21 protein-coding genes are annotated in these 25,228 nt (G+C 67.2%); 17 read left to right on the top strand and 4 right to left on the bottom strand.

The window, feature by feature from the left end; genetic code table 11:
- Positions 1-49 precede the first annotated feature (49 nt).
- The 11 genes from nuoE to ABEA43_RS32755 all read left to right on the top strand — a co-directional run bounded on the left by nuoE (position 50) and on the right by ABEA43_RS32755 (position 13,292).
- Complete coding sequence (gene nuoE / locus ABEA43_RS32805; protein ID WP_345567908.1) at positions 50-706, top strand: NADH-quinone oxidoreductase subunit NuoE; 657 nt, start codon at positions 50-52, stop codon at positions 704-706.
- Positions 703-1,992, top strand: coding sequence for an NADH-quinone oxidoreductase subunit NuoF (nuoF, locus tag ABEA43_RS32800; protein WP_345567907.1), 1,290 nt, complete (start codon positions 703-705; stop codon positions 1,990-1,992). The genes nuoE and nuoF overlap by 4 nt, the downstream gene beginning before the upstream one ends.
- Positions 1,989-4,364, top strand: coding sequence for an NADH-quinone oxidoreductase subunit G (locus ABEA43_RS32795; protein WP_345567906.1), 2,376 nt, complete (start codon positions 1,989-1,991; stop codon positions 4,362-4,364). Before nuoF ends, ABEA43_RS32795 begins: the two co-directional genes overlap by 4 nt.
- A complete protein-coding gene (gene nuoH, locus ABEA43_RS32790) occupies positions 4,361-5,662 on the top strand; it encodes an NADH-quinone oxidoreductase subunit NuoH (protein WP_345567904.1) in 1,302 nt (433 codons plus the stop codon). The genes ABEA43_RS32795 and nuoH overlap by 4 nt, the downstream gene beginning before the upstream one ends.
- Complete coding sequence (nuoI, locus tag ABEA43_RS32785) at positions 5,649-6,164, top strand: NADH-quinone oxidoreductase subunit NuoI (protein ID WP_345567902.1); 516 nt, start codon at positions 5,649-5,651, stop codon at positions 6,162-6,164. Before nuoH ends, nuoI begins: the two co-directional genes overlap by 14 nt.
- Positions 6,157-6,939: an NADH-quinone oxidoreductase subunit J gene (locus ABEA43_RS32780; protein WP_345567900.1), complete on the top strand. Its 783-nt coding sequence runs from the start codon at positions 6,157-6,159 to the stop codon at positions 6,937-6,939. Before nuoI ends, ABEA43_RS32780 begins: the two co-directional genes overlap by 8 nt.
- Positions 6,936-7,232, top strand: coding sequence for an NADH-quinone oxidoreductase subunit NuoK (gene nuoK / locus ABEA43_RS32775; protein ID WP_020542667.1), 297 nt, complete (start codon positions 6,936-6,938; stop codon positions 7,230-7,232). Before ABEA43_RS32780 ends, nuoK begins: the two co-directional genes overlap by 4 nt.
- 72 nt (positions 7,233-7,304) lie before the next feature.
- Positions 7,305-9,149: an NADH-quinone oxidoreductase subunit L gene (nuoL, locus tag ABEA43_RS32770; protein WP_345568077.1), complete on the top strand. Its 1,845-nt coding sequence runs from the start codon at positions 7,305-7,307 to the stop codon at positions 9,147-9,149.
- Complete coding sequence (locus ABEA43_RS32765) at positions 9,149-10,708, top strand: NADH-quinone oxidoreductase subunit M (protein WP_345567899.1); 1,560 nt, start codon at positions 9,149-9,151, stop codon at positions 10,706-10,708. The genes nuoL and ABEA43_RS32765 overlap by 1 nt, the downstream gene beginning before the upstream one ends.
- On the top strand, positions 10,705-12,291 hold the full coding sequence (gene nuoN, locus ABEA43_RS32760; RefSeq protein WP_345567898.1) for an NADH-quinone oxidoreductase subunit NuoN: 1,587 nt from the start codon (positions 10,705-10,707) through the stop codon (positions 12,289-12,291). The genes ABEA43_RS32765 and nuoN overlap by 4 nt, the downstream gene beginning before the upstream one ends.
- An 11-nt stretch (positions 12,292-12,302) precedes the next feature.
- Positions 12,303-13,292 (top strand): polyprenyl synthetase family protein, encoded by a 990-nt coding sequence (locus ABEA43_RS32755; protein WP_345567897.1) that lies wholly within the window; start codon positions 12,303-12,305, stop codon positions 13,290-13,292.
- Here the strand turns inward: ABEA43_RS32755 and rarD are convergent.
- A complete protein-coding gene (rarD, locus tag ABEA43_RS32750) occupies positions 13,260-14,183 on the bottom strand; it encodes an EamA family transporter RarD (protein WP_345567896.1) in 924 nt (307 codons plus the stop codon). The two genes, ABEA43_RS32755 and rarD, sit on opposite strands and share 33 nt — an antisense overlap.
- A 122-nt stretch (positions 14,184-14,305) precedes the next feature.
- Between rarD and msrA the strand changes: the two genes are divergently transcribed.
- Positions 14,306-14,968, top strand: coding sequence for a peptide-methionine (S)-S-oxide reductase MsrA (msrA, locus tag ABEA43_RS32745; protein WP_345567895.1), 663 nt, complete (start codon positions 14,306-14,308; stop codon positions 14,966-14,968).
- Between the two features lie 280 nt (positions 14,969-15,248).
- Here the strand turns inward: msrA and ABEA43_RS32740 are convergent, their stop codons facing one another.
- Positions 15,249-15,752 carry a helix-turn-helix domain-containing protein gene (locus tag ABEA43_RS32740; RefSeq protein ID WP_345567894.1) on the bottom strand — a complete coding sequence of 168 codons (504 nt, stop codon included), beginning with the start codon at positions 15,750-15,752 and terminating at the stop codon, positions 15,249-15,251.
- A 971-nt stretch (positions 15,753-16,723) separates the two neighbouring features.
- Here ABEA43_RS32740 and ABEA43_RS32735 point away from each other — a divergent pair.
- The 3 genes from ABEA43_RS32735 (at position 16,724) to ABEA43_RS32725 (ending at position 19,415) form a co-directional block, all read left to right on the top strand.
- The gene (locus ABEA43_RS32735; RefSeq protein WP_345567893.1) at positions 16,724-18,448 is read left to right on the top strand and encodes a helix-turn-helix domain-containing protein; all 1,725 of its coding nucleotides are present in this window, start codon (positions 16,724-16,726) and stop codon (positions 18,446-18,448) included.
- A 136-nt stretch (positions 18,449-18,584) separates the two neighbouring features.
- Positions 18,585-18,893, top strand: coding sequence for a type II toxin-antitoxin system prevent-host-death family antitoxin (locus ABEA43_RS32730; RefSeq protein WP_345567891.1), 309 nt, complete (start codon positions 18,585-18,587; stop codon positions 18,891-18,893).
- A 3-nt stretch (positions 18,894-18,896) separates the two neighbouring features.
- On the top strand, positions 18,897-19,415 hold the full coding sequence (locus ABEA43_RS32725; protein WP_345567890.1) for a type II toxin-antitoxin system RelE family toxin: 519 nt from the start codon (positions 18,897-18,899) through the stop codon (positions 19,413-19,415).
- Positions 19,416-20,506: 1,091 nt separating this feature from the next.
- Here ABEA43_RS32725 and ABEA43_RS32720 read toward each other — a convergent pair.
- Positions 20,507-21,019: a PIN domain-containing protein gene (locus tag ABEA43_RS32720; protein WP_345567889.1), complete on the bottom strand. Its 513-nt coding sequence runs from the start codon at positions 21,017-21,019 to the stop codon at positions 20,507-20,509.
- Positions 21,020-21,054: 35 nt separating this feature from the next.
- Positions 21,055-22,149, bottom strand: a complete 1,095-nt coding sequence (locus tag ABEA43_RS32715) for a helix-turn-helix domain-containing protein (protein ID WP_345567888.1) — start codon at positions 22,147-22,149, stop codon at positions 21,055-21,057.
- A 949-nt stretch (positions 22,150-23,098) separates the two neighbouring features.
- On the opposite strand from ABEA43_RS32715, the gene ABEA43_RS32710 reads away from it, so the two are divergent.
- Both ABEA43_RS32710 and ABEA43_RS32705 read left to right on the top strand, forming a co-directional pair.
- Positions 23,099-24,307 (top strand): NAD(P)/FAD-dependent oxidoreductase, encoded by a 1,209-nt coding sequence (locus ABEA43_RS32710; RefSeq protein WP_345567887.1) that lies wholly within the window; start codon positions 23,099-23,101, stop codon positions 24,305-24,307.
- Positions 24,304-25,224 (top strand): RNA polymerase sigma-70 factor, encoded by a 921-nt coding sequence (locus tag ABEA43_RS32705; RefSeq protein ID WP_345567886.1) that lies wholly within the window; start codon positions 24,304-24,306, stop codon positions 25,222-25,224. Before ABEA43_RS32710 ends, ABEA43_RS32705 begins: the two co-directional genes overlap by 4 nt.
- The last annotated feature ends 4 nt before the right edge of the window (positions 25,225-25,228 follow it).

The raw sequence follows: 25,228 nt of genomic DNA, 5'->3' as shown, positions 1-25,228 counted from the left end.
GAACTATGGGACACAGCACGCTAGTCACGTGTCCGACGGAGGAGGACTCGTGACCTACTCGCCGGATATCCGGGAGCGTCTGGAACGAGACGCCAAGGAGATCATCGGGCGCTACCCGAAGACGCGGTCGGCGCTGCTGCCCCTGCTGCACCTGGTGCAGTCGGAGGACGGCTACGTCTCCGACGACGGCCAGGAGTTCTGTGCCGAGCTGCTGGGCCTGAGCAAGGCCGAGGTCACGGGCGTGGCGACGTTCTACACGATGTACAAGCGCAGGCCCGCGGGCGACTACCACGTGGGCGTCTGCATCAACGCGCTCTGCGCCGTCATGGGCGGCGACGAGATCTGGGACGAGCTGTCCGAGCACGTCGGCGTCGGCCACGAGGAGACCACCTCCGACGGCAAGGTCTCGCTGGAGCGCCTGGAGTGCAACGCGGCCTGCGACTTCGCCCCGGTCATGATGGTCAACTGGGAGTTCTTCGACAACCAGACGCCCGCCTCGGCCAAGCAGCTCGTGGACGACCTGCGTGACGGCAAGGACGTGCGGCCGACGCGCGGCCCGAAGAAGCTGTGCACCTTCAAGGAGGCCTCGCGCGTGCTCTCGGGGCTGCCCGACGACCTGGCGGGCGACGGTCCGTCGGCCGCCGGCCCCTCGCTGGAGGGCCTGAAGGTCGCCAAGGCGAACGGATGGAAGGCCCCCGAGGCATGAGCACCACTTTGACACCGGTCCTGACCGCGAACTGGGACCAGGCCAACTCCTTCACGCTCGACGGCTACGGCCCCTACGACGCGGCCAAGAAGGCGCTGGGCATGGACGCCGACGCGGTCATCCAGGCCGTCAAGGACTCCGGCCTGCGCGGCCGCGGCGGCGCGGGCTTCCCGACCGGCATGAAGTGGGGATTCATCCCCCAGGGTGACGGCAAGCCGCACTATCTCGTCGTCAACGCCGACGAGTCGGAGCCGGGCACCTGCAAGGACATCCCGCTCATGATGGCCAACCCGCACGCGCTGGTCGAGGGCATCATCATCACGGCCTACGCGATCCGGGCCAACCACGCCTTCATCTACGTGCGCGGCGAGGTGCTGCACGTGATCCGGCGGCTGCACGCGGCCGTGCGGGAGGCGTACGAGAAGGGTTATCTCGGCGCCGACATCTTCGGCTCCGGCTACGACCTTGAGCTGGTCGTGCACAGCGGCGCTGGCGCGTACATCTGCGGCGAGGAGACGGCGCTGCTCGACTCGCTGGAAGGCTTCAGAGGTCAACCGCGGCTCAAGCCTCCGTTCCCGGCCGTGGCGGGCCTGTACGCCTCGCCTACTGTCGTGAACAACGTGGAGTCCATCGCCAGTGTTCCCTCGATCATCGGGAACGGCGCCGAGTGGTTCGCCGGGATGGGCACCGAGAAGTCCAAGGGCTTCGGCATCTTCTCCCTGAGCGGCCACGTCACGAGGCCCGGCCAGTACGAGGCCCCGCTCGGCATCACGCTGCGCGAGCTGCTCGACATGGCGGGCGGGATCCGCGAAGGGCACCAGATCAAGTTCTGGACCCCCGGCGGCTCCTCCACGCCGATCTTCACCGACGAGCACCTCGACGTGCCGCTCGACTTCGAGGCGGTCGGCGCGAAGGGCTCGATGCTCGGCACCCGGGCGCTGCAGATCTTCGACGAGACCACCTGCGTGGTCCGCACGGTGCTGCGCTGGACCGAGTTCTACGCCCACGAGTCGTGCGGCAAGTGCACACCGTGCCGCGAGGGCACGTACTGGCTCAAGCAGGTGCTCAAGCGCCTGGAGAAGGGCCAGGGGAGCGAGGACGACCTGTCCACGATCACCGACATCGCGGACAACATCCTGGGCCGCTCGTTCTGCGCGCTGGGCGACGGTGCGACCAGCCCGATCCACTCCTCGGTGAAGTACTTCCGCGAGGAGTACCTCAAGCACTTCGAGATCGGCGGCTGCCCGTTCGACCCGAAGAAGTCCACTCTCTGGGGTGAGCAGTGACCGTCGTAGAGACAGAAACGAACCTGGTGACCCTCACGATCGACGGGTTCCAGGTCAGTGTCCCCAAGGGCACTCTGATCATCAGGGCCGCCGAGCTCCTGGGCATCCAGATCCCCAGGTTCTGCGACCATCCGCTGCTCGACCCGGCGGCCAACTGCCGCCAGTGCCTGGTCGACATCCCCGACGCGGGCAACGGCCGCGGCTTCCCCAAGCCGCAGCCGTCGTGCGCGATCGAGGTCGGCGAGGGCATGGTCGTGCAGACCCAGCTCACCTCGCCGGTCGCCGAGAAGGCGCAGCGCGGGGCCATGGAGCTGCTGCTGATGAACCACCCGCTGGACTGCCCGGTCTGCGACAAGGGCGGCGAGTGCCCCCTGCAGAACCAGGCCATGTCCAACGGCCAGGGCGAGTCCCGGTTCCAGGAGCAGAAGCGGACCTTCCCCAAGCCGCTGCCGCTGTCCACGGCGGTGCTGCTCGACCGTGAGCGTTGCGTCCAGTGCGCGCGCTGCATCCGCTTCTCCGACCAGATCGCCGGCGACCCGCTCATCGAGTTCTTCGAGCGCGGGGCCAAGGAGCAGGTGCGCACGGCCGACGGCAAGCCGTTCAACTCCTACTTCTCCGGCAACACGGTGCAGATCTGCCCGGTCGGCGCGCTCACCGGCGCCGCCTACCGGTTCCGGGCCCGCCCGTTCGACCTGGTCTCCACGCCCAGCTCGTGCGAGCACTGCGCCGGCGGCTGCGCCCTGCGCACCGACCACCGGCGTGGCCGGGTCACCCGCCGCCTGGCGGGCAACGACCCGCAGGTGAACGAGGAGTGGAACTGCGACAAGGGCCGCTGGGCGTTCGCCTACGCCACGCAGCCCGACCGCCTCAAGACGCCGCTGGTCCGCAACGAGGAGGGCGTGCTCGTGCCCGCCTCGTGGCCCGAGGCGCTGATGGCGGCCGCTGAAGGTCTCGCCAGGGCCCGCGGCAAGGCCGGCGTGCTGGTCGGCGGCCGGGCCACGGTCGAGGACTCCTACGCCTACGCCAAGTTCGCCAGGCTCGCGCTGGGCACCAACGACATCGACTTCCGCGCCAGGCCGCACTCCGCCGAGGAGGCGCAGTTCCTGGCGCACGCGGTGGCCGGCAAGGGCATCGAGATCAGCTACGCCGATCTTGAGAACGCCTCGCACGTGCTGCTCGTCGGGTTCGAGCCCGAGGAGGAGTCGCCGATCGTCTTCCTGCGTCTGCGCAAGGCGTGGATGAAGAAGGGGCTCAAGGTCACCGCGGTCGCGCCGTTCGCCTCTCCCGGGCAGGCCAAGATGGGCGCCACGCTCATCCGCACCGCTCCCGGGGCCGAGGCCGACGCGATAGGCGACCTGGTCGGAACGCTGGCCGAGGGCACGATCGTGCTCGCCGGCGAGCGCCTGGCCACCGTGCCCGGCGCTCTGTCCGCCCTCGTACGCCTCGCCGCCGCCTCGGACGCCAGGCTGGCCTGGATTCCCCGCAGGGCGGGCGAGCGCGGCGCGGTCGAGGCCGGCGCGCTGCCCAACCTGCTGCCGATCGGCCGACCGGTCGACGACGAGAGCGCCAGGGCCGAGGTCGCCAGGGTGTGGAACGTGGCCTCGCTGCCCGCCACGCCCGGCCGCGACACGGCGGGCATCCTCGCCGCCGCCCGCGACGGCGAGCTGGAGGCGCTGGTCGTGGCGGGTGTCGACCCCTACGACCTGGCCGACCCGGCGGCGGCGCTGGAGGCGCTGGAGCACACGCCGTTCATCGTCAGCCTGGAGATCCGCGCCAGCGCCGTCACCGACCGCGCCGACGTGGTCCTGCCCGTCGCCACCGTCCAGGAGAAGAGCGGCACGTTCGTCAACTGGGAGGGCCGGGGCCGCTCGTTCGAGGCCCCGCTCAAGGTGCCCGGCCTGCTCTCCGACCTGGCCGTGATCGGCAACCTGGCCGACCGGATGGACGTCCACCTGGGCCTGCCGGACGCGAAGTCCGCCCGGCGCGAGCTGTCCAGCATCGGCGCCTGGCGCGGCAGCCGCGTCACGGCTCCGCACACCGCCACCCGCGCCCAGGTCGCCCCGGCGACCGGCGAGGCGCTGCTGGCGACCTGGCACCTGCTGCTCGACGAGGGCAGGCTGCAGGACGGCGAGCCGTACCTCGCGGGCACCGCCCGCGACTCCGAAGCGCTGGTCTCCGAGAGCACGGCCGCCGAGCTGGGCGTCGCCGACGGTGACAAGCTCCTCGTCGGCGGCAATGTCACGCTGCCGGTGCGCGTCGCGGATCTGCCGGACCGCGTGGTCTGGGTGCCGTCGAACTCCGGCGGCTGCTCGGTCACGCGCGACCTGCGTGCGGTGGCCGGCGACATCGTCACGATCGGGAGCGCCTCATGATTCACGTTCTCGCGGCCGATCCGACCCTTGCCGACTTCGGCAAGGATCCGCTGTGGATCACCATCATCAAGGCCGTGCTGCTGTTCGTCTTCCTGATGCTGGGCGTGCTGTTCGGCGTCTGGTTCGAACGGAAGCTGATCTCGCGGATGCAGAACCGCTACGGGCCCAACAGGGCCGGTAAGTTCGGCCTGCTGCAGTCCGTGGCCGACGGCCTGAAGATGGGGCTGAAGGAGGACCTGTTCCCGCGGACCGTGGACAAGGTGCTCTACCTGATGGCACCGGTGATCATGGTGGTGCCGGCGTTCCTGGCCTTCTCCATCGTGCCGATCGGGCCGATGGTGAACATGTTCGGGGTGCAGACCCCGCTGCAGCTGGTGGACCTGCCGGTGGCCGTGCTGTTCATGCTGGCCATGGGCGCGGTCTCGGTCTACGGGGTCGTGCTGGCCGGGTGGTCGTCGCGGTCCCCGTACGCGTTGCTGGGTGGTCTGCGGTCGGCGGCTCAGGTGGTCTCGTACGAGATCGCGATGGGGTTGTCGTTCGTGGCGATATTCCTGTTCGCCGGGACGCTGTCCACGTCGGAGATCGTCAAGGCGCAGGAGCAGACCTGGTACGTGGTGCTGCTGATCCCGTCGTTCCTGATCTACGTGATCTGCATGTTCGGCGAGGCCGCGCGCATCCCGTTCGACCTGCCCGAGGGCGAGGGCGAGCTGGTCGGCGGCTTCCAGACCGAATACTCCTCCTCGCTGAAGTTCGCCCTGATCATGATGGGCGAGTACCTGCACACCTTCACCGCCTCGGGCATCGCCGTGACGTTGTTCCTGGGCGGCTGGCGGGCGCCGGTCCCGATCTCGTGGTGGGACGGCGCGAACCAGGGCTATTGGCCGGTCCTGTGGTTCTTCATCAAGTTCGTGCTGACCTTCTGCTTCATCGTGTGGGTGCGCGCGTCGCTGCCGCGAGTGCGCTACGACCAGCTCATGTCGCTGGGCTGGAAGGTCCTGATCCCGGTCAACCTGGCCTGGATCATGCTGGTGGCCGCGGTGCGCAACGTGGTGGTCAACGAGGGCAACAAGACGCTCGGCATCGGACTCGGCGCGGTGATCGTGGTCGGAGCGCTGGCCATCTGGATGCGGTTCGACACCGTCAACCAGCGGCGCAAGGAGGCCAAGAAGGCGCAGGTCGAGGCCGAGTTCGAGGAACTGTCAAACGAGCCGGCGGCCGGCGGCTTCCCTGTGCCGCCACTCGATCTGCCGCACTACCACGGGGTGCAGCACAAGGAGATTCCCAGTGGGACTAACTGATTGGCTGAACCCCGTCAAGGGCTTCGGGGTCACCTTCCACACGATGTTCAAGAAGCCCGTCACGACGAACTACCCGGAGGAGAAGAGGCCGACCGCGCCTCGATTCCACGGGCGTCACCAGCTCAACCGCTGGCCTGACGGGCTGGAGAAGTGCGTCGGGTGCGAGCTGTGCGCCTGGGCGTGTCCGGCCGACGCGATCTTCGTCGAGGGTGCGGACAACTCCGAGGGAGAGCGCTTCTCCCCGGGTGAGCGCTACGGGCGCACGTACCAGATCAACTATCTGCGGTGCATCCTCTGCGGCCTGTGCATCGAGGCCTGCCCGACTCGCGCGCTCACCATGACGAACGAGTACGAGCTCGCCGACACCAGCCGCGAGAGCCTCATCTACACCAAGGAGATGCTCCTCGCGCCCCTGACCCCGGGCATGGAGCAGCCGCCGCACCCCATGCGGCTCGGTGAGACCGAAGAGGACTACTACCGGCTGGGGCGGACCAATGGGTGAGACCATCACTTTCTGGGTGCTCGCCGTCGTGTCCGTCGGCGCCGCGCTCGGCATGGTCTTCAACAGGAAGGCCGTGTACTCGGCGCTGATGCTCGGCACCGTGATGCTCTGCCTGGCCGTCCTGTACGCCGTGCAGGACGCGCCCTTCCTGGCCGCGGTGCAGATCATCGTCTACACCGGCGCCATCATGATGCTGTTCCTGTTCGTGCTCATGCTGGTCGGCGTCGACTCCTCCGACTCCTTCGTCGAGACGCTCAAGGGCCAGCGCTTCTGGGCCACGATCGCCGGGCTCGGCTTCCTGGTGCTGATCGTCCTGGCCGTCGGCAACTCGATGTTCGCCAGTGAGGCGGGGCTCGCGCAGGCCACGGCGTCGGGCGGCTACATCCGCTCGATCGCGCTGCTGTTGTTCACCAAGTACGTCTTCGCGTTCGAGATCACCTCGGCGCTGCTGATCACGGCGGCGCTGGGCGCGATGGTGCTGGCGCACCGCGAGAAGCTGACCGAGAAGGTCACGCAGAAGGACCTGTCCCGCGCCAGGTTCCTCGGCGACCAGCCCTCGCCGCTGCCCGGCCCTGGCACGTACGCCAGGAACAACGCCATCGACATGCCGGCGCTGCTGCCGGACGGGTCGGTCGCTGAGCGCTCGGTCAACCGCTACATCGCGCGTTACGACGTCGAGCACGGTCACCTGCCCCAGGACCCCAAGCTCGCCGAGGCCATCAAGCACACGGCCGAAGAGGACGCGGAAGAGTCCACTAACGAGGTGACCAAATGACGACGCACTACCTCGTACTGTCCGGCCTGCTCTTCGCCATCGGCGCAATGGGCGTGCTGATCAGGCGTAACGCGATCGTGGTGTTCATGTGCGTGGAGCTGATGCTCAACGCCTGCAACCTCGCCTTCGTCACTTTCTCCAGGCAGGTCGGCAACCTGGAAGGCCAGATCATCGCGTTCTTCGTGATGGTGGTGGCCGCTGCCGAGGTCGTGGTCGGCCTGGCCATCATCGTGACGATTTTCCGAACCCGCAGGTCTGCGTCGGTCGACGACGCCAACCTGCTGAAGTACTAGAGGTGACTGGTGGAATCTCATATCGCTGAGATCGCCCAGCACACCGGTGGAGTGATCGGCAGCGCCTGGCTGATGATCGCGTTCCCGCTCGTGGGGGCGCTCATCCTGCTGGTGTCCGGCCGTCTCACCAACCGCTGGGGCCATCTGCTGGGCGTGGCCATGTCCCTCGCCTCGTTCGTCGTGGCGGTGCTGGCGTTCTTCGAGCTGATCGGGTTCGGAGAGGAGGAGCGCCGACGTGCCGTCCATCTTTATGAGTTCATTCCTGGCATGGTCGACATGGGGCTCCTCATCGACCCGCTGTCGATCAGTTTCGCGCTGCTGATCACGGGTGTCGGATCGCTGATCCACATCTACTCCGTCGGCTACATGGCCCATGACGAGCACCGGCGCAGGTTCTTCGCGTACCTGAACCTGTTCGTGGCCGCGATGCTCCTGCTGGTGCTGGCCGACAACTACGTGGGCCTGTTCATCGGCTGGGAGGGCGTCGGCCTGGCCTCGTACCTGCTGATCGGGTTCTGGCAGTTCAAGCCGTCGGCGGCGGTCGCGGCGAAGAAGGCGTTCGTCGTCAACCGCGTCGGCGACTTCGGCCTGCTGGTCGGCATGTTCGTCATCTGGACCTCGTTCGGCACCCTGGCCTTCAAGGACCTCGGCGCCCAGCTCAACGGCGCGGAGAGCGGCACCACGCTGGCCATCGGCCTGCTCCTGCTGCTCGGCGCCTGCGGCAAGTCGGCGCAGCTCCCGCTGCAGTCCTGGCTGCTCGACGCCATGGAGGGCCCGACCCCGGTCTCGGCCCTGATCCACGCGGCGACCATGGTCACCGCCGGCGTCTACCTGGTCGTCCGCTCGGGGGCGTTCTTCTTCCCCGAGGGCTCGGGGGCCGCGCTCGCCGTGACCATCGTCGGCACGGCCACGCTGCTCGCCGGTGCGATCATCGGTTGCGCGAAGGACGACATCAAGAAGGGCCTGGCAGGCTCGACGATGTCGCAGATCGGCTACATGATGCTCGGCGCGGGCCTCGGCCCGGCGGGCTACGCCTTCGCCATCGGCCACCTGATCACGCACGGCTTCTTCAAGGCCGACATGTTCCTCGGCGCCGGTTCCGTCATGCACGGCATGAACGACGAAGTCGACATGCGCAAGTACGGCGGGCTGCGCAAGTTCATGCCGGTCACCTTCGTCACGTTCTTCATCGGCTACCTGGCGATCATCGGGTTCCCGCTGCTGTCCGGCTACTTCACCAAGGACGGCATCATCGAGACCGCGGTGCACCACCAGCCGATCCTCGGCTGGCTGGCCGTGCTGGGCGCCGGCATCACCGGCTTCTACATGTCGCGGATGGTCTTCATGACCTTCTTCGGCGAGAAGCGCTGGGCCGACGACGCGCACCCGCACGAGTCGCCGCTGGTCATGACCATCCCGCTGATGATCCTCTCGCTCGGCGCGCTGGGCCTCGGCGCCTGGCTGGTCCTGGGCGGCACGCTGTACACCTTCCTGCGCCCCGCCGTGGGCGGCGAGGCGACCGCGCCGCACTTCGAGTTCGCCAGCACGCCAGGTCTGGCGACGCTCGCGCTCGTCGCGGTCGGCGTGGTCATCGCCTGGATGAGGTACGGCAGGGCCGAGGTGCCGTCGGTGCAGCCGCGCGGCTCCTTCCTCACCACGTTCGCCCGGCGTGACCTGTACGGTGACGCGCTCAACGAGTCGCTCTTCATGCGCCCCGGCCAGTGGCTGACCCGCCTCGCGGTGTTCTTCGACAACCGCGGCGTCGACGGTCTGGTCAACGGGCTGGCGGCGGGCATCGGCGGCAGCTCCGGGCGCCTGCGGCGGATCCAGACGGGCTTCGCCAGAACGTACGCGTTGTCCATCCTGATCGGTGCCGCCCTGCTGACCGGCGCCCTGCTCCTCGTTGGGAACATCTGATGTCACCCTGGCTTCCGATACTCATGGCGGTGCCCGTGGTGGGCGCCATCGTGGTGGCCCTGCTTCCCAAGGGCAGTGACAAGCTGGCCAAGCAGGTCACGCTGCTGGTCTCGCTGCTGGTGCTGGTCCTGACGGGCGTCATGGCCTCCGGGTTCGAGGCGAACGGCGAGCGCTTCCAGTTCATCGCCAAGTACGACTGGATCCCGAGCTTCGGCGTGAAGTTCGGGGTCGGCGTGGACGGCGTCGCCCTGGTGCTGATCGCGCTGTCGGTCGTGCTGGTGCCGATCGTGGTGCTGGCCTCCTGGCACGACGCCGACGGCGTCAAGACCGCGGACGGCACGCTCATCACGCCGAAGCGATCGGTGAAGACGTACTTCTCGCTGCTGCTGGTACTGGAGACGATGATGATCGGCGTCTTCGCGGCGACCGACATCTTCCTGTTCTACGTCTTCTTCGAAGCCATGCTGATCCCGATGTACTTCATGATCGGCTCGTACGGCGGCGCCCAGCGGTCCTACGCGGCCGTCAAGTTCCTGCTGTACTCGCTCTTCGGCGGCCTGCTCATGCTGGTCGCGGTCATCGGCCTCTACTTCGTGGCCAACAAGGGCTCGTTCATGTTCACCGATCTCATCGGTGCCGTCGACGACCCGGGCATGCAGAAGTGGCTGTTCGCCGGCTTCTTCATCGCCTTCGCCATCAAGGCCCCGCTCTGGCCGGTGCACACCTGGCTGCCGGACGCGGCCGCGCAGGCTCCGGCCGGCGCCGCCGTGCTGCTGGTCGGCGTGCTCGACAAGGTCGGCACGTTCGGGATGCTGCGCTTCTGCCTGGAGCTCTTCCCCGACGCGGCCAAGGCGTTCACCACGCCGATCGTCGTGCTGGCGGTCATCAGCATCATCTACGGCGCCATCGTGGCCATCGGGCAGACCGACATGAAGCGCCTCATCGCGTACACGTCGATCTCGCACTTCGGCTTCATCGTGCTCGGCGTGTTCGCCATGTCCTCGGTCGCCCAGTCCGGCGCGGCCCTCTACATGGTCAACCACGGCTTCGCGACCGGCGCGCTGTTCCTGGCCGCCGGGTTCCTGATCGCCAGGCGCGGCTCGCCGTTCCTCGGGGACTACGGAGGCGTCCAGAAGGTCGCCCCGGTGCTGGCCGGCTTCTTCCTGGTCGCCGGTCTGGCCGGTCTCTCGCTGCCGGGCCTGTCGTCCTTCGTCAGCGAGTTCATGGTCATGATCGGCACGTACTCGAGCACGGCGCACGGCGCGGGCGCGCTCTCCTGGGCCGCGATCGTCTCCGCGGTGGCCGTGATCCTGGCGGCCGTCTACATCCTGTGGATGATCCAGCGGGTCATGAACGGGCCGACGGCCGAGCCGGTCAAGGTCTTCAAGGACCTGAACGCCCGCGAGATCTGGGTGCTTGCCCCCCTGGTCGCTCTGATCATCGGGTTCGGCTTCTTCCCCAAGCCGCTGCTCGACGTCATCAACCCGGCGGTGCACGACACGCTGACCAATGTGAAGGTGCCCACCTCCACCATCGCTGAGAAGGGGACAGGCCAGTGAACGCCATCCCAGCGCCGAGCATCGAGTACGGCACGCTGGCGCCGTTGCTCGTGGTCTTCGGCGCGGCCATCATCGGCGTGCTCATCGAAGCATTCGCGCCGCGCTACCTGCGCAAGTCCATGCACGTACCGCTCACGCTCCTGAGCCTGTTCGGCGCGTTCGCGCTGGTCCTGGTGCAGGTGCTGCGCGGCCAGGTGTCCACGGCGGCCTCCGCCATGGGCGCGGTGGCCGTGGACGGGCCCGCGCTGTTCCTCTGGGGCGTCATCCTCGTCCTGTCGTTCGTCTGCGTGCTGCTCATCAACGACGAGGGTCACTTCGTCGCCTCGGCCGCGGCCGTGCCCGGCAGCGCCGACGAGGAGGAGGCCGAGTCGGAGGGCGGCGGCGGTCACACCGAGGTGTACCCGCTGGTGCTGTTCGCGGTCGGCGGCATGCTGCTGTTCCCGGCCTCGCACGACCTGCTGACGATGTTCGTGGCCCTTGAGGTCATGTCGCTGCCGCTGTACCTGCTGTGCGGCCTGGCCCGCCGGCGCCGCCTGCTGTCGCAGGAGGCGTCCATGAAGTACTTCCTGCTGGGCGCGTTCTCCTCGGCGTTCTTCCTGTACGGCATCGCGATGATCTACGGGTACGCGGGCACCGTCTCACTGCCGGGGATCAACGCCGCCATGGCGAAGAACACGGGGCTCGACCCGCTGCTGATGATCGGCCTCGCCCTGCTCGGCGTGGGCCTGCTGTTCAAGATCGGCGCGGCGCCGTTCCACGCCTGGAAGCCGGACGTCTACCAGGGCGCCCCGACCCCCATCACCGCTCTCATGGCCTCCGGCACGCTCGTCGCGGCCGTGGGCGCCGTGCTGCGGGTGTTCTGGGTGGGCCTGGGCAACCTCGACTGGAACTGGCGGCCGATCATCTGGGGCGTCGCCGCGCTCACGATGATCGTCGGCTCGATCCTGGCGATCACGCAGACCGAGATCAAGCGGATGCTGGCGTACTCGTCCATCGCGCACGCGGGCTTCCTGCTCGTCGGTGTGATGGCCACGTTCGGCTCCGCCGAGCAGAACGTCGTCTCACTCAAGGCGATCCTGTTCTACCTCGCGGTCTACGGCATCGCCACGGTCGGCGCGTTCGCGGTGGTCACGCTCATCCGCGACCCGGGCGGCGAGGCGGGGCACCTGTCGCGCTGGGCCGGTCTGGGCAAGCGGGCGCCGATCCTGGCCGGCGTGTTCGCGTTCTTCCTGCTGGCCTTCGCCGGCATCCCGCTGACCAGCGGCTTCATGGGCAAGTACGCCGTGTTCGCGGCGGCCCTGAACAGCGGCACGCAGGCCGGCGACTCGATGGGCGGCTGGATGGCCGGCCTGGTGGTCGTGGGCGTCGTCGCCTCCGCGGTCGCCGCGTTCTTCTACGTCCGCGTGATCGTGCTGATGTTCTTCAGCGAGCCGGCGGCCGACGGACCTGCGATCGCGGCGCCGAGTATGGGGACCGTGGCCGTCATCGCCGTTTCGTTGCTGGTTACGGTAGGAGTGGGGCTCTACCCGGAGTCCGTGCTCGGTGTCGCCAACGACGCTGCTAGCAGCCTGTTCATTAGATAAGGGGATCTCGTATGTCTGCGCCTCCCGTGGTTGACCTTCCCATAGAGGACGAACGGTTGGCGCAGGACGTGGCCAACGGATTGGCCGCGGTCGAGAAGCTCCTGCGCTCGTCGGTGGAGAGCGAGGACGCCTTCGTCACGGAGGCGTCCAAGCACCTCATCGAGGCCGGCGGCAAGCGGTTCCGCACGCTGATGGTGCTGCTGGCCGCGCAGTTCGGTGACCCGTCCGCGCCGGGTGTGGTGCCCGGCGCGGTGGTCATCGAGCTGACCCACCTGGGCTCGCTCTACCACGACGACGTCATGGACGAGGCGCCCGTGCGCCGGGGCTCTCCGTCGGCCAACGCCCGGTGGGACAACACCGTGGCGATCCTCACCGGCGACTACCTCTTCGCCCAGGCCTCCGACCTCCTGGCCGACCTGGGCCCTGAGCTGATCAGGATCCAGGCGCAGACGTTCTCGCGTCTCGTACAGGGTCAGATCCGCGAGACCGTCGGGCCGCGTGACGGGGAGGACCCCGTGACCCACTACCTGAGCGTCCTCGCCGACAAGACGGGCTCGCTCATCGCCGCCTCCGGCCGGTTCGGCGCGCTGCTGTCGGGGGCGCCCGCGGACGTCGAGGAGCGGCTCAGCCGGGCGTGCGAGGCGGTCGGGGTGGCCTGGCAGCTCGGGGACGACCTCCTGGACGTGGCCTCCACCGGCGCCCAGTCGGGCAAGACGCCGGGGACCGACCTGCGCGAGGGCGTCAAGACCCTGCCTGTCCTGTACGCGCTCGCGTCCGGTGAGTCCTCGCGCCTGGCCGCGCTCCTGTCGGGCCCGGTGGCCGAGGAGGACGTGGCGGAGACGCTGACGCTGCTCCGCGCCCACGCGGGGATGGCGCAGGCGCGGGCCGAGCTGACCGCCTGGGTGGACCGGGCCCGCGACGACATCTCCGGCCTGCCCGACATCCCCGCCAAGGACGCTTTTCTCGCGCTATGTGACTACGTGGTCGAGCGTTCCGGCTGATCTCCTGATCCGGGCGGCCGCGCGTGCCGTCCGGAAACTGTCGTACGTGAAGATCGCCAGGGCCAGCCAGACGATCGAGAAGCCGATCCACCGGCTGGGCGGCATGGTCTCCTTGGCGATCAGCACACCGACCCCGAACTGCAGGATCGGCGCGATGTACTGCAGCAGCCCGATGGTGCTGAGCGGCACCCTGATGGCCGCGGCCCCGAAGCAGACGAGCGGCACGGCCGTGATGATCCCCGCGCCGACCAGCAGCACCGCGTGCCAGGCCCCCTCGTGCCCGAACGTCGCCTGCCCGGTCCCCTGCAGGAACACCAGGTAGCCGAGGGCCGGCAGCAGCAGCACCAGGGTCTCGACGGCCAGGCTCTCGGTGGCGGCCACGTTGGCCTGCTTCTTGAGCAGCCCGTACACGCCGAAGCTGACCGCCAGCGTGAGCGCGATCCACGGCAGGCGGCCGTAGTCGATCGTCAGCACGAGCACCGCCAGCGTCGCGAACCCCACCGCCACCCACTGCAGCGGCCGCAGCCGCTCGCGCAGCAGCAGCACCCCGAACACGACGCTGACGAGGGGGTTGATGAAGTAGCCCAGCGCGCTCTCGACCACGTGACCGGCGTTGACCGCGTAGATGTAGGTGCCCCAGTTGACGGTGACCACGACGGCGGCGAGCGTCAGCATGGCGATCTTCTTCGGCTGCCTGGCCAGCTCCCTGAACCAGGACCAGTGCCTGCGCACGGCCAGCGCGGCGCCGACGGCCACCAGGGACCAGACCATCCGGTGCGCGAGGATCTCGACGGCTCCGGAGGGCTTGAGGAGTGGCCAGTAGAGGGGGAACAGGCCCCACATCGTGTAGGCGGCGATCCCGAACAACACACCGCGCCGTAGGTCAGGCATGAACCACATTTTTGCGCATTACCACCTTTAAACACAAATTTCGGCTGCTGTACGGAAATGTGAAGCGATCCTTAAGCGTTGGGGGCTATGTAGGCTGAAGGAAGACCTATGGAGGTAGCGCGATGGGCTGGCTGTTCGGCGGCAACAAGACATCGATGGTCCGACCGGAGGACGCACTCCCGGGCCGCGCGGAGACCATGCCCGTGCCGGCGCGGCACGCGGTCCTGGACGCCCCGCTCGCCCCGCCGTACCCCTCGGGGCTGGAGGTCGCGGACTTCGGCCTCGGCTGCTTCTGGGGCGCCGAGCGCGTCTTCTGGCAGACGCCCGGGGTCGTCACGACCGCGGTCGGCTACCAGGGCGGCCACACGCCCAACCCGACGTACGAGGAGGTCTGCAGCGGCCTCACGGGGCACACGGAGGCCGTACGCGTCGTGTTCGACCCGGCGAAGATCTCCTACGAGGAGCTCCTGAAGGTCTTCTGGGAGGGCCACGACCCGACGCAGGGCATGCGCCAGGGCAACGACGTGGGCACCCAGTACCGCTCAGCGATCTACTACCACTCGCCGGAGCAGCAGAAGTCGGCGGAGGCGTCGCGAGAGGCGTACCAAGGGGTGCTCAAGGGCGCCGGCTACGGCGAGATCTCCACGGAGATCGCTCCCGCTGGGCCGTTCTACTACGCGGAGGAGTATCACCAGCAGTATCTGTTCAAAGTTCCGAACGGATACTGCGGCATCGGCGGGACGGGCGTGGCCTGCCCGGTCGGCCTGACCTCCGGCGAGGCGTAGACCTGCGGAGATATCTAGATCCTGGCCCATGGTCGCCCGGTACGTCCGGCGTCGATCAGGGGCCAGTGCCGTTTCGGCGACAACCTTCACTACAGGGTCAAGGGTGTGCCCGCCCGCCGCGCGTCGGGCGGTCGCTCGACGGCGCTGCGGCCTGGGGGCCGGTCGCGGCCAGCACCGCCCACGCGGCGCTTGAGGCGAAGCTTCCAGACGGGATGGGCAAGCTAGCACTGGACGGCGTAGCAGCGAAACCATCAGCTTCGATCGCCGAGTCACGGCGCTCTCAAAGAGCCTCACCGAGAATCTCGAGTCTCATAATTTCGAGCTGGTTCCACTGGTTTTCTGAAAGACCGTAGATCGGAGTAAGTTTTTTAAGATCGCTGTTGTTCGGAATGATCTGTGCCCGCTCGAAGCCGTCGATGGTAGATTCGGCGATTCCCGTCTGCGTACTTACCTGATTTTCGGAAAGACCGCTATTCAGTCGTGCGGTGCGAAGGGCCTCAGCGAGGCGCCCTTTAGGGCCAGGTGGAAGCGTAGCTGGAGCGGAGGCTCCCCGACCTGGCGCAGCCTCGACATCAGAGGTACTCGCCGAGGAATTCGCGCCAGCGGTGATGCCTCCAGAGAGAGCTGCGATGACGAGTATTGCGACTGCCAGAAGCCAGATCAGGCTAGGCGAGTCGGAGTCGGAGTCGGACTTCGAGCGGGAGCCAGGGGCACTTCGTACGTACGCCTTAACTCGAACCAGCTTGCCATTCACTCGTTTCACATACGAGCTGACAGGAACCATGGAGCGAGGGTAGGTCGTGGCTCCGACATGCTTCGACAAAATCGTGAGAAGTAACAGAATTGGAGCGCTAGGGGGATATACGGCTTACTTTACAGAGAGCATGCTCGGTGTTATGGGTGTCCTCTACTGCTATTAGGACGAGCCGCAAGGTTACGGGTTGTGTAGATAAGGGATCCTCAGGCCTTCTCGGGCGACTGAAGGAGGCACGGGAGGCCGTTCGTACCCGTCGCTGCACGCCGACTGGCCCACGATGAGGTGTGTCCAAGAGACTGCCGCCCCGCTTCCGCTGCTCGGGCCTGGAGGCCCTGCGCTCCGGGTCGGGTTGCCATCGAATTACCTGCCTACCGCAGGCTGCCGTGACTTCTGGTGCCTGATCTCGGCGTATAGATTCTCGGCCAGTTCCTCCAAGGTCCCTCCGCAACGCACGTTGGAGAGGCCGCTGTTCTTGGGCACGAAGTTGACTCGCATGGCCACCCAGCCTCCAGGCATGTCGGTGATCTGCCAGCCGGGGAATCTGTTGATCACTTGCTGCACGGTCAGAGACACGGCTGCGCTCCGGCGATCAGCGACGAGAGCGGAAGTGTCATGCGCAGTTCTGTGTAGCGAAGGGCGACTCGGTGGGCGACGCGGGCTGGCTGGGTCAAGGGATGCCATGCGTAGATTGCTCGGTGTCTGTGTGGGTTCCAGCCAGTGCGCCACCAGTACATCCCGTCCTCGCACCACACGATCAGGCCGACCCAGACCGACACCATGGGCGTGCCGTAGTCGTGATGGACGTCGGTAGTGATCCCCTTCTCTGCAAGAGCAGTGGCCAGCCGTTGTGCGGCGGCCAGGGGGTGAGGCGGTAGTGCGTTCATGTACTGAGCGTCGCTGTCATATAACCGCAGGTGAACGGCCTAGTGCTGCTGGTGGTACGGCTATTCCCGTCACGAATATCGGTACGGCCGAGGTCAGCGGCTTAACCTAGCGTTGTGACCCAGATACCGCCGCAGTTCTGGTCCGGGCCAGTCGTGGCCGCCGCTCTCGCCGAGTGCGATCTACCGACCATCCTCGAAGAGGTGCGGCGGGCACACGGTTGGACGCAGGGTCAGCTTGCTGAGGCGGTCGGCTACTCCCAGAGTTGGGTGTCCAAGGTGTTGCGGGGCCGTCAGCCGCTCACCTTGGACCAGGTTCGGGAGATATCCATCCAGATCGGGGTGCCGCTTCACTTGCTCCGATTCGGAGCCCGAGGGGATGACGATCCGACGAAGCGCAGAGATTTCGGCAAGGCCGTGGCGTTGACCGCGCTGGCGGGGGTCGCCCTGCCCAAGCGTCCGGATGTGGATGAGACGACGGCCGCCACGCTGACCAGCATCACCGGCGCCCAGCGTCGGTTGGAGGCAGTCACGCCTGCGCGTGAACTCGCTCCTCCGGCGGTGGCGCAGGTCGATCTCGCGAGCCGCGTTCTCGGCCGCGCGTCGCGGTCTCCGCATGCTGACGAGATCCGGGCCGGTCTGAGCGAGGCGGCAGGCTTCGCGGCCTGGGTGCATGCCGACATGCAGGACACCGGCTCGGCGCGCTTCTACTACCGTCGCGCAATCGACATCGCGCGGCAGGCCGACAACGTGCTGCTGGCGGCGTACATGATCGGCAGTCTGGCCGCGTTCGAGATCGAGGCCGAGGATCCGCTGATCGGACTGAATCTCTTGGCGAGGGCGCGGCGGGAGATCGGCGACCGGCCACCGGCCATCGCCCGTGCTTGGCTGTCGAGCCTCGAAGCGCTTGGTCACGCGACCGCGCGAGACGAGGCGGCAGCGCTTCAGGCGTTGAAGGCGGCCGAGTCAGCGGTGCGGGCTGGTGAGCGGGCCGTCGCGCCGCCCTGGCCCTGGGCGTTCCCGTTCGATCACGCGAAGCTGGCGGGCTATCGCGCCCTGGTGATGGTAGGGCTCAAGCGGCCGGCCGAAGCCGTTGCCGCCTTCAACGAGTCGCTCTCGTCGGCCCAGCCCGGCGCGAAGCAGCGGGGCGTTCTCGTGACTGAGGTGCGACCGCTGAGGCTATGTCGGGACACTACGAGGAGGCGCTGTATCTGGCGTCCAACGCGCTCACTGTGGGGACGACGTATGGGTCCGAGCGCGTCCTGCACCGGGTCAAGAATTTCCGCCGAGCGTATGCCGGGCCGTCGTCCGGCGCCCTGCGCTCGTTCGACGAACGTCTTCACGCCACACTGCTGTAGGGGGATCATGGTCCGCATCGCTGTCTCCGGCCACCGGGGTCTTCCGGAGGAGACTGCCGTACTGATCGATCGGGCGATACGTGAGGCGCTCTCGGACTACCTACCTGACGTCTGCGGGTTGTCCTGCCTGGCGGACGGGGCCGATCAGATCTTCGCCCGTGGAGTGCTGGATGTCGGTGGGGTGCTGGAGGCAGTCATACCGGCCAAGGAGTACCGAGACGGGTTGCCGAGTGAGTGCCATGCTGCGTATGACGAGTTGCTGGGGCGGGCGGCCCGGACTCACCGGCTGGCGTTTGTGGAGTCCACCTCGAAGTCGCACATGACGGCAAGTGCACGGATGTTGGACGACGCTGATGTGTTGTTCGCCGTGTGGGACGGGCAGCCCGCCCGAGGCTATGGCGGTACTGCCGATGTGGTGGCCGAGGCCCGACGGCGGGAGGTCCCCGTCCGGGTGCTCTGGCCCGAAGGAGCCCGGCGAGACTAGGGGCCTCTAGGCGCTAGATGCCTGGTCAGGCAGCTGAAGGGGTGGCGTCTCCGGTGGGTGCCTGACGTCCGGCGAAGCCTGAGCTTGTGCTCGGCCAGGGATCGCGATTCTGTACAGAAAGATATACAGTTGATGTATGACTGACCTGCGCGACGCCACTGAGCTGAGCGTCACGGAAGCGGCCCAGCGGGGGGTTGCCCGCCTGGTGGCTGATGCGGAGCAGGGGACCGATCTGGTGGTCACCCGCCGGCATCAGCCGGTGGCGGCCGTGGTGAGCATCCGCCGACTCAATGAGTTGGAGGAGGCTGCGGCCGATCTGCGTGATCTGGCGCTTGCGCTTGCCCGGTCGGTCACGGACACGGGAGAGCGAGTCTCGCTCGACGAGGTGCTCGCCGCTTTCGGGCATACTTGCGAGTCGCTGGCCGCCATCCCGGACGACGAGTGATACGTGTCCGACGTAGTCTTCACGGCGCCAGCGGTTGATGACCTCCGACGCATCGGCCCAGACGCGGTGCCGAAGGTACTCAAGAAGATTCTTCTCCTGCTGGAGAATCCCGAGGCGGGCTATGCGCTCGGCGGGGAACTGACTGGTTTCCGGAAGCTTGTGGTGGGTCGCAACACCTGGCGCGTCGTCTACCGCATCGCCGAGGACAAGTCGGTGGAGATCTGTGAAGTGCGGACCGTGGGTGAGCGAGCCGACGCTGAAGTTTATGCTGAGGCGACGGCCAGGGTGCGCGAGGCGGGTGTCGACCGTCCGGAGATTGTCCAACTCGGTCAAGTGATTGAGCGTCTTGGCGCGCTCGCCGATCACATCCGGGTGGAGACAACGCCCCCTAGGGAACCGGTTCCAGATTGGCTCGCGGACCGGTTGATCCACACGGTGGGGATGCCTCGCGAGGACGTTGCCGCTCTTGATCTCCAAGAGGCAGTCGACGTGTGGGCTGAGTACCGGTCGAAGCCCCGTTAGGTTGTCGCATCTATTGCCTGAAGCGAAGTGCTGCCAGTAGAAAGTGCCCAATGGCTACTGCGGCATCGGCGGCACAGGGTCTCCTGTCCCGTCGGGCTGACGTCCGGCGACGCGGAGGCACACGTAGTGGCCGGTCCTCGTGCAAGACGAGGACCGGCATTTTGCTACTTCAAGTAGTGAACTGAGCCTATGAGTACGCCTGAACGAGACTTCGCTCCGGGAGGCGGGCCGGCCGCCAAGGTCAGTGTCTCTCTGAGAACGGGCAACATTCGCGCCGTCCGAGAGCGAGTCGGAGCCCGCGGGTTCTCCGCCTACGTTGATGCCGCTGTGGAGCGCCAGATTGAGCGGGATCTCTTGGAGGAAGCCCTGCAGGCGAACGAGGCCGCTTCTGGGCCGATCCCACAGTCTTTGCGGGATGAGGCGGCGGAGTTGTTCCGTCGCGTCAAGTCGGCGCCTGAGCTCCAGGGGGAGGACGGATGGCCCGCGCACGAAGCAGGTTGAGCGCGGGCACCGTCGTTCTCGATTGCGAAGGGCTCGTGAGGTGGTGCGAGGCCGACCAACGGGTGACAGCGTTCGTACGGGAGGCACAGGAGAACGACTTCCGGGTTGTGGTCAGCGCGATGACACCGATCGAGGCACAAGACGTCCGCGTCAAAAGCGAGCGTCTCAGGTGGCACCTGTCCCGGCTGAAGATCGAGCCGGTGACCGAGGACATCTCGTCGCGAGCGGTCGAGCTTCTTCGGGCTGCTCGCTTGCACGGTCACAAGTGCGCCATCGATGCTGTGGTCGCAGCCACCGCACCGAGGTGTGTCAGAGAAAATGACTCTGACGCGGAAGGCGCACTGCGTTCGGTGCGCCCTGCCATCGTTCTGACGTCTGACGAGGACGACATGAGCAACTGTGCGGAAAGCAGTGCAGGTGGTCGCTGTTTGAGACTGCTTGAGAGCCGAGCGGGAGCCTCCGGATCTCTTGCAGGAGGCGGACCGCTACCACCAGCAGCATCTGTACAAAGTGCCCAATGGGACCCGCGGCACCGGTGGGACGGCCGTGGCCTGTCCGGTCGGCCTGGCATCCGGCGAGGCAGGAGCGGCCTAGAGAAGCCCGCGGTCTCTGGCCCAGCCCGGAAGCTCAGGTCCGGTGCAGGGAAGGCGCATTCCGGAGGCTCGTAGCGCGTCCACGTGGTTGCAAATCTCGACCAGAGTCATCTTGCCGAGCCCCTTCAGCCGGGTCAGCAGCCAGATAGTGCCGTGGATCTTGAGTCCGTTCGCCCGGCCGACCTTCGTCGCGTCTCGGTCATCTGTGAGTGCGACCAGGCCATGTACCTGGGCCGCGGCGAAAATACTGGCCTCTCCCTTGTCGTAATCGTCGCTGGTGCCGAGTAGCTGGCTCCATGTGTCGAAGGCGATGAGCTCTTCGACCGAATCCTGAGGTTGGATATGCAGCCACTCAAGTTCGGTAAGGCGCCGTAGCAAGGGGCACTCGTCGGAGTACTTGCCCAGCTCGTCGACAACGACAAGAGTCGTGGACATCTCCGTGACACTCGCTCCTAGAACATCGAGCCGGTCGGCCTTGGCAAAGTGAAGGAGCACCATGGTGTCGGTCACGAGCCGAGGCAAAGGGCCGACAGGCTTCGATTCGGTCACGGGCGCTCGTCCGTCTCAGCTACCGGAGGCAGGTCCGTCTCGCTTTCGAGCTGCCCGTGCATGAGCTCCAAGGCTCGGTGACTGGTGATCCGACCGTTCTTGTACGCCGTCATCACCGCATGGGCGAATATCGGAGATACGCGGATCTCGTCCAAATCCGGCTGAGGTGTCCAGCCCAGGGAATCCCTGAACTCCGCGAAGGTAGGTGGGCAGGTCCGCAGGTCCTTCTCTTCGTTCTGGTCGATTGCATTGGCCGCTCTTGCCTGCCGCAGCGCGAGACTCCAGGACGTCCGGTACTCCGCCGCGAGACGAACCAACTCCGCTCTGGTGAGGGCGGTCGATGCCGCAGCACGCTGGATCGCCTCAACTGGCAGGAGAAGCTCAGCGGCGAAGGCGTCTACCGCGGCTTCACGAGCTTCGCGGGAAGTGCCTACTCCCAGGTCGGTGGAGTATTCATCGCCCAGGATCAGGTGTCCGAGCTCGTGAGCGGCGGTGGTTCGCCGCCGTCCAGGATCGCCGCGGATGCAGACGACGGCGGCAGCCACGTCACCATCGATCGCTGAAGCACCTTCCCCGGAAAGATCGGTCACCAGGACGAACTGGCCACACCGTTCACACAGGCCGGCGAGCGATTCGATGGGGGCGAGCCCCAAATCCAGCTCAGCCCTCAGCCATCGGGCCGCATCTGCAGCCGCCGCCGGCCCATCGACCTTGCCGTTGTATCGCTTGATGGGAATGAGTTCTAGCGCCCCGAGAGAAACCAGGAGTCGGATCTCCCGAATCCAGGCCGCGAGAGCCACATCCATGCGATAGGAAACCTGCGCGGCAGGCGTCGCCGTGTCCTCCGCCAGAGGCGGGCGGTGGGACATTACGGCTGGAGGCGCGTTGAGGAAATGACTCATTGGAAGATCGAGTGCTCGGGCGACTCGTACGAGTTCCAGGGCGTCGAGACGCCTTGTGCCGGCCTCGATCTTACTGACCATGGTTCTGTCGAGACCGGTCAGCTCGGCCAGCTGCTCCTGGGAGAGTCGCATGGCCAGTCGGGACTCGCGGACTCGCGCGCCGATGTCGGTCCAATCGAGCGTGCTCATGGTGCGATAATCGCACACTCGTCGTGAGGTGACCACCGGCTCGCTTCCCGAGTGCGACTTCTTTGCCGAAGGCCGCCGCCAAAGCGGGTAATAGCCACTGATGTCACGTCTTGCCGATTGGTGCGCGAGATCAACTACTGCCATCAGCAATATCTGTACAAATGGGTACGGCGACATCGACGGGACCGGCGTGACCTGTCCGGTCGGCCTGACAACCAGAGACGGGGAGTAATGCTTCGCCGTACACGGCGTGGGAGTGAGACCGAGGCTCTGGCCGGAAGTCTCACTTTGACGAACGTCAGGTGATCAGCCTCCTCGATCTGCAGCGTCTCACCTGGAGAAGGAGGGCATGCTGCCCGAACATGTGGCGCAGGTCGAGAAACCGATCTATGGCGTTCTCTCCTGTTTCAGAAGGGGGGAGACCTTGATCCACGACATGGAGGGTGGCCTGGCGAGGACTACTACATGGTTTACGAGTACCTCAACTCGAAGGCCGAACGATCTACCCCCGGGTTGGTAGTCGTCCACAAGCCGAATACGTAGAGGGCGGGGGCGATGTCCTTCGGGGGCGGGTGGAGCTTGCCTGCGACGTGGCCGCCGCGTACGTCAAGGACGCAGAATGGGATCGTGGACCGCAGGCAGATTGCTGATTTACGTGCTCAGCGAGCGGTGAAGCGTGCTCTGCGGCACAAACGCGCGGTGGGCCGAGCCATGGTACGAGCTCGGCATGTTGCGGCTGTCGTCGCGCTTGTGATGATGCTGGCCGTTCTCGTGATGGCGTTGGCAGGCGTGGTGTAGGCCGAAGGAAAGCGAAAGCGCCGGCCCTCCGTGCTGCCGTCACTTCACGGCCGTCCGAAGTGAGTGTGGCGCGGGTCACATCGATCCCGTGTCACGGATCGGCGGCCAGCTTGCATCCCGAGGTTGTCACCACCGAGGGAAAGGCGCACCGATGACCACACAGCGCAAGGCGGGCCCGCATCGCGTTCTGATCCTGGGGGCGGGGTACGCGGGCATGGCCGCGGCGATTCAGCTCGCGGCTCGGACCAAGGGGCGCGACGACGTGCAGGTGACCCTGGTGAATCCGCAGGAGCGGTTCACCGAGCGGTTGCGGCTGCACATCGCGGCGACCGGGCAGCAGGTCGCCGAGATGAACATCCCGGAGCTGCTGGAGGGCACGGGCGCGCGGTTCGTGCGCGGCTGGGTGACGGCGATGGAGGCGAACGCGAAGATCGTGCGGATCGACGACAGCCGGGTGCTGCACTACGACACGCTGGTGTACGGGCTGGGCAGCGTGGCCGACACGGTGACGGTGCCGGGCGTGGAGGAGCACGCGTACACGCTCAACAGCCCCCAAGACGCCGAGGCGCTGGCCGAGCGGCTGGCCCGGCTCAGCGGCGGGACGAGTGGCGGGACGGTCGTGGTCGGTGGCAGCGGGCTGACCGGCGTCGAGTCGGCCGCGGAGATCGCGGAGCGGTACCCCCACCTGAACGTCGTGCTGCTGGGCCGGCAGGAACCCGGCGCGGCCATGAGCCCCAGGCCGAGGGCGTATCTGCAGGCCGCGCTCACGCGCCTGGGTGTCCACACGCGCAGCGGGGCCGAGGTGGTGAAGGTGCTGCCCGGCTCGGTCGAGCTGGCGGGCGGGGAGAGCGTCGCCGCCGACGTCGTCCTGTGGACGAGCGGTACGCGGGTGTCGCCGCTGGCGGCCGCCGCCGGTCTGACCGTCGACGAGCGCGGCCGCATCGTCACCGACGCGACGCTGCGGTCGGTGTCGCACCCGGAGGTGTACGCCGTGGGCGACGCGGCCGCGATCCTCCAGGGCTATGGCGTGATGCACGGCACCTGCCAGGGCGGCATGCCGACCGGTGTGCACGCCGCCGTGGCGATCCTCCGCGCGCTGGGCGGCAAGCGGCCCAAGCCGTTCCGCTTCGGCTACTACCACACGCCGGTGAGCCTGGGACGGCACGACGCGGTCGTCCAGTTCACCCACCCCGACGACAGCCCGCGACGGGTGCATCTGACCGGTCGCATGGCGGCACGATATAAGGAGACGGTGACCGCTTCCCCCTGGCCGACCTACGGCCGGATGAAGAAGATGCCGGCATCGGGCGCGTTCTGGCCTCGTGGCGGCCGCTTCACCCGCGTCCGGGGTGTGCGGTGACCCACCCGTCCACGGACCACGACCAGCAGGTGTTCAACCGGTATCGGAACCTGCTGTTCTCGGTGGCCTATCGCGTCCTCGGCACCGTGGCCGACGCCGAGGACGCCGTGCAGGACGCCTGGATCAAGTGGTCGGCCGACGACCGTTCGCAGGTGGCCGACCCCAAGGCCTATCTGGCGCGGATCGTGTCGAACCTGGCTCTGCAACGGCTGCGCTCGACCCGGTACCAGCGCGAGACCTATGTGGGGCCGTGGCTGCCGGAGCCCATCCTCACCAGCGGCGACACCGCCGACGACATCACGAACGCCGATTCGGTGTCGACGGCGATGCTGGTCGTCCTGGAGACCCTGAGCCCGCTGGAGCGCGCGGTGTTCGTACTGAAAGAGGTCTTCGACTTCAGTCATGCCGAGATCGCGCAGGCGGTGGAGCGTTCCGAGACGGCGGTGCGCCAGGCCGCGCACCGTGCGCGCGCGCACGTTCAGGCCCGGCGGCCGCGTTTCACGGCCGACCGGTCGCGGCAGCGCGACGTCACGGAGCGGTTCCTCGCCGCCGCGACCGGCGGTGACATCAACACCCTCATGGAGCTGCTGGCCCCGGACGTCACCCTGTGGACCGACGGGGGAGGCAAGGTTCGTCAGGCCCTGCGCCCGGTGGTGGGCGCCGAGACGGTGGCCGCCTGGTTCGCCGCGATCGGCAAGGTCACCTACCAGGGCGTCGAGCCCGCCGACATGAACGCCGAGCTGGTCGGGATCAACGGCGGCCCGGGCATGGTGTTCAGCGGTCTGGGGCGGGTCATCTCCACCGTCACTTTTGATTTCGACGCCGACGGCCGCATCACCACCATCCATAACGTGGCCAACCCGGACAAACTTCAGGCCATCGCTGAGGGGACCACTCGCGACGTCGGCACGCTCTGAAACC

The organism is Nonomuraea rosea (assembly GCF_039539705.1).
Taxonomy (GTDB): Bacteria; Actinomycetota; Actinomycetes; order Streptosporangiales; family Streptosporangiaceae; genus Nonomuraea; species Nonomuraea rosea.
Note: the sequence above shows the minus strand (reverse complement) of the source record. Positions and strands in the feature narration are given on the sequence as shown.

Excerpts from the sequence above, each read along its gene's own strand:
- nuoF (WP_345567907.1), top strand. The coding sequence starts at position 703 with ATGAGCACCACTTTGACACCGGTCCTGACCGCGAACTGGGACCAGGCC.
- nuoH (WP_345567904.1), top strand. The coding sequence starts at position 4,361 with ATGATTCACGTTCTCGCGGCCGATCCGACCCTTGCCGACTTCGGCAAG.
- ABEA43_RS32780 (WP_345567900.1), top strand. The coding sequence starts at position 6,157 with ATGGGTGAGACCATCACTTTCTGGGTGCTCGCCGTCGTGTCCGTCGGC.
- nuoK (WP_020542667.1), top strand. The coding sequence starts at position 6,936 with ATGACGACGCACTACCTCGTACTGTCCGGCCTGCTCTTCGCCATCGGC.
- nuoL (WP_345568077.1), top strand. The coding sequence starts at position 7,305 with ATGATCGCGTTCCCGCTCGTGGGGGCGCTCATCCTGCTGGTGTCCGGC.
- ABEA43_RS32765 (WP_345567899.1), top strand. The coding sequence starts at position 9,149 with ATGTCACCCTGGCTTCCGATACTCATGGCGGTGCCCGTGGTGGGCGCC.
- ABEA43_RS32755 (WP_345567897.1), top strand. The coding sequence starts at position 12,303 with ATGTCTGCGCCTCCCGTGGTTGACCTTCCCATAGAGGACGAACGGTTG.
- rarD (WP_345567896.1), bottom strand. The coding sequence starts at position 14,183 with ATGCCTGACCTACGGCGCGGTGTGTTGTTCGGGATCGCCGCCTACACG.
- msrA (WP_345567895.1), top strand. The coding sequence starts at position 14,306 with ATGGGCTGGCTGTTCGGCGGCAACAAGACATCGATGGTCCGACCGGAG.
- ABEA43_RS32740 (WP_345567894.1), bottom strand. The coding sequence starts at position 15,752 with ATGGTTCCTGTCAGCTCGTATGTGAAACGAGTGAATGGCAAGCTGGTT.
- ABEA43_RS32730 (WP_345567891.1), top strand. The coding sequence starts at position 18,585 with ATGACTGACCTGCGCGACGCCACTGAGCTGAGCGTCACGGAAGCGGCC.
- ABEA43_RS32715 (WP_345567888.1), bottom strand. The coding sequence starts at position 22,149 with ATGAGCACGCTCGATTGGACCGACATCGGCGCGCGAGTCCGCGAGTCC.
- ABEA43_RS32710 (WP_345567887.1), top strand. The coding sequence starts at position 23,099 with ATGACCACACAGCGCAAGGCGGGCCCGCATCGCGTTCTGATCCTGGGG.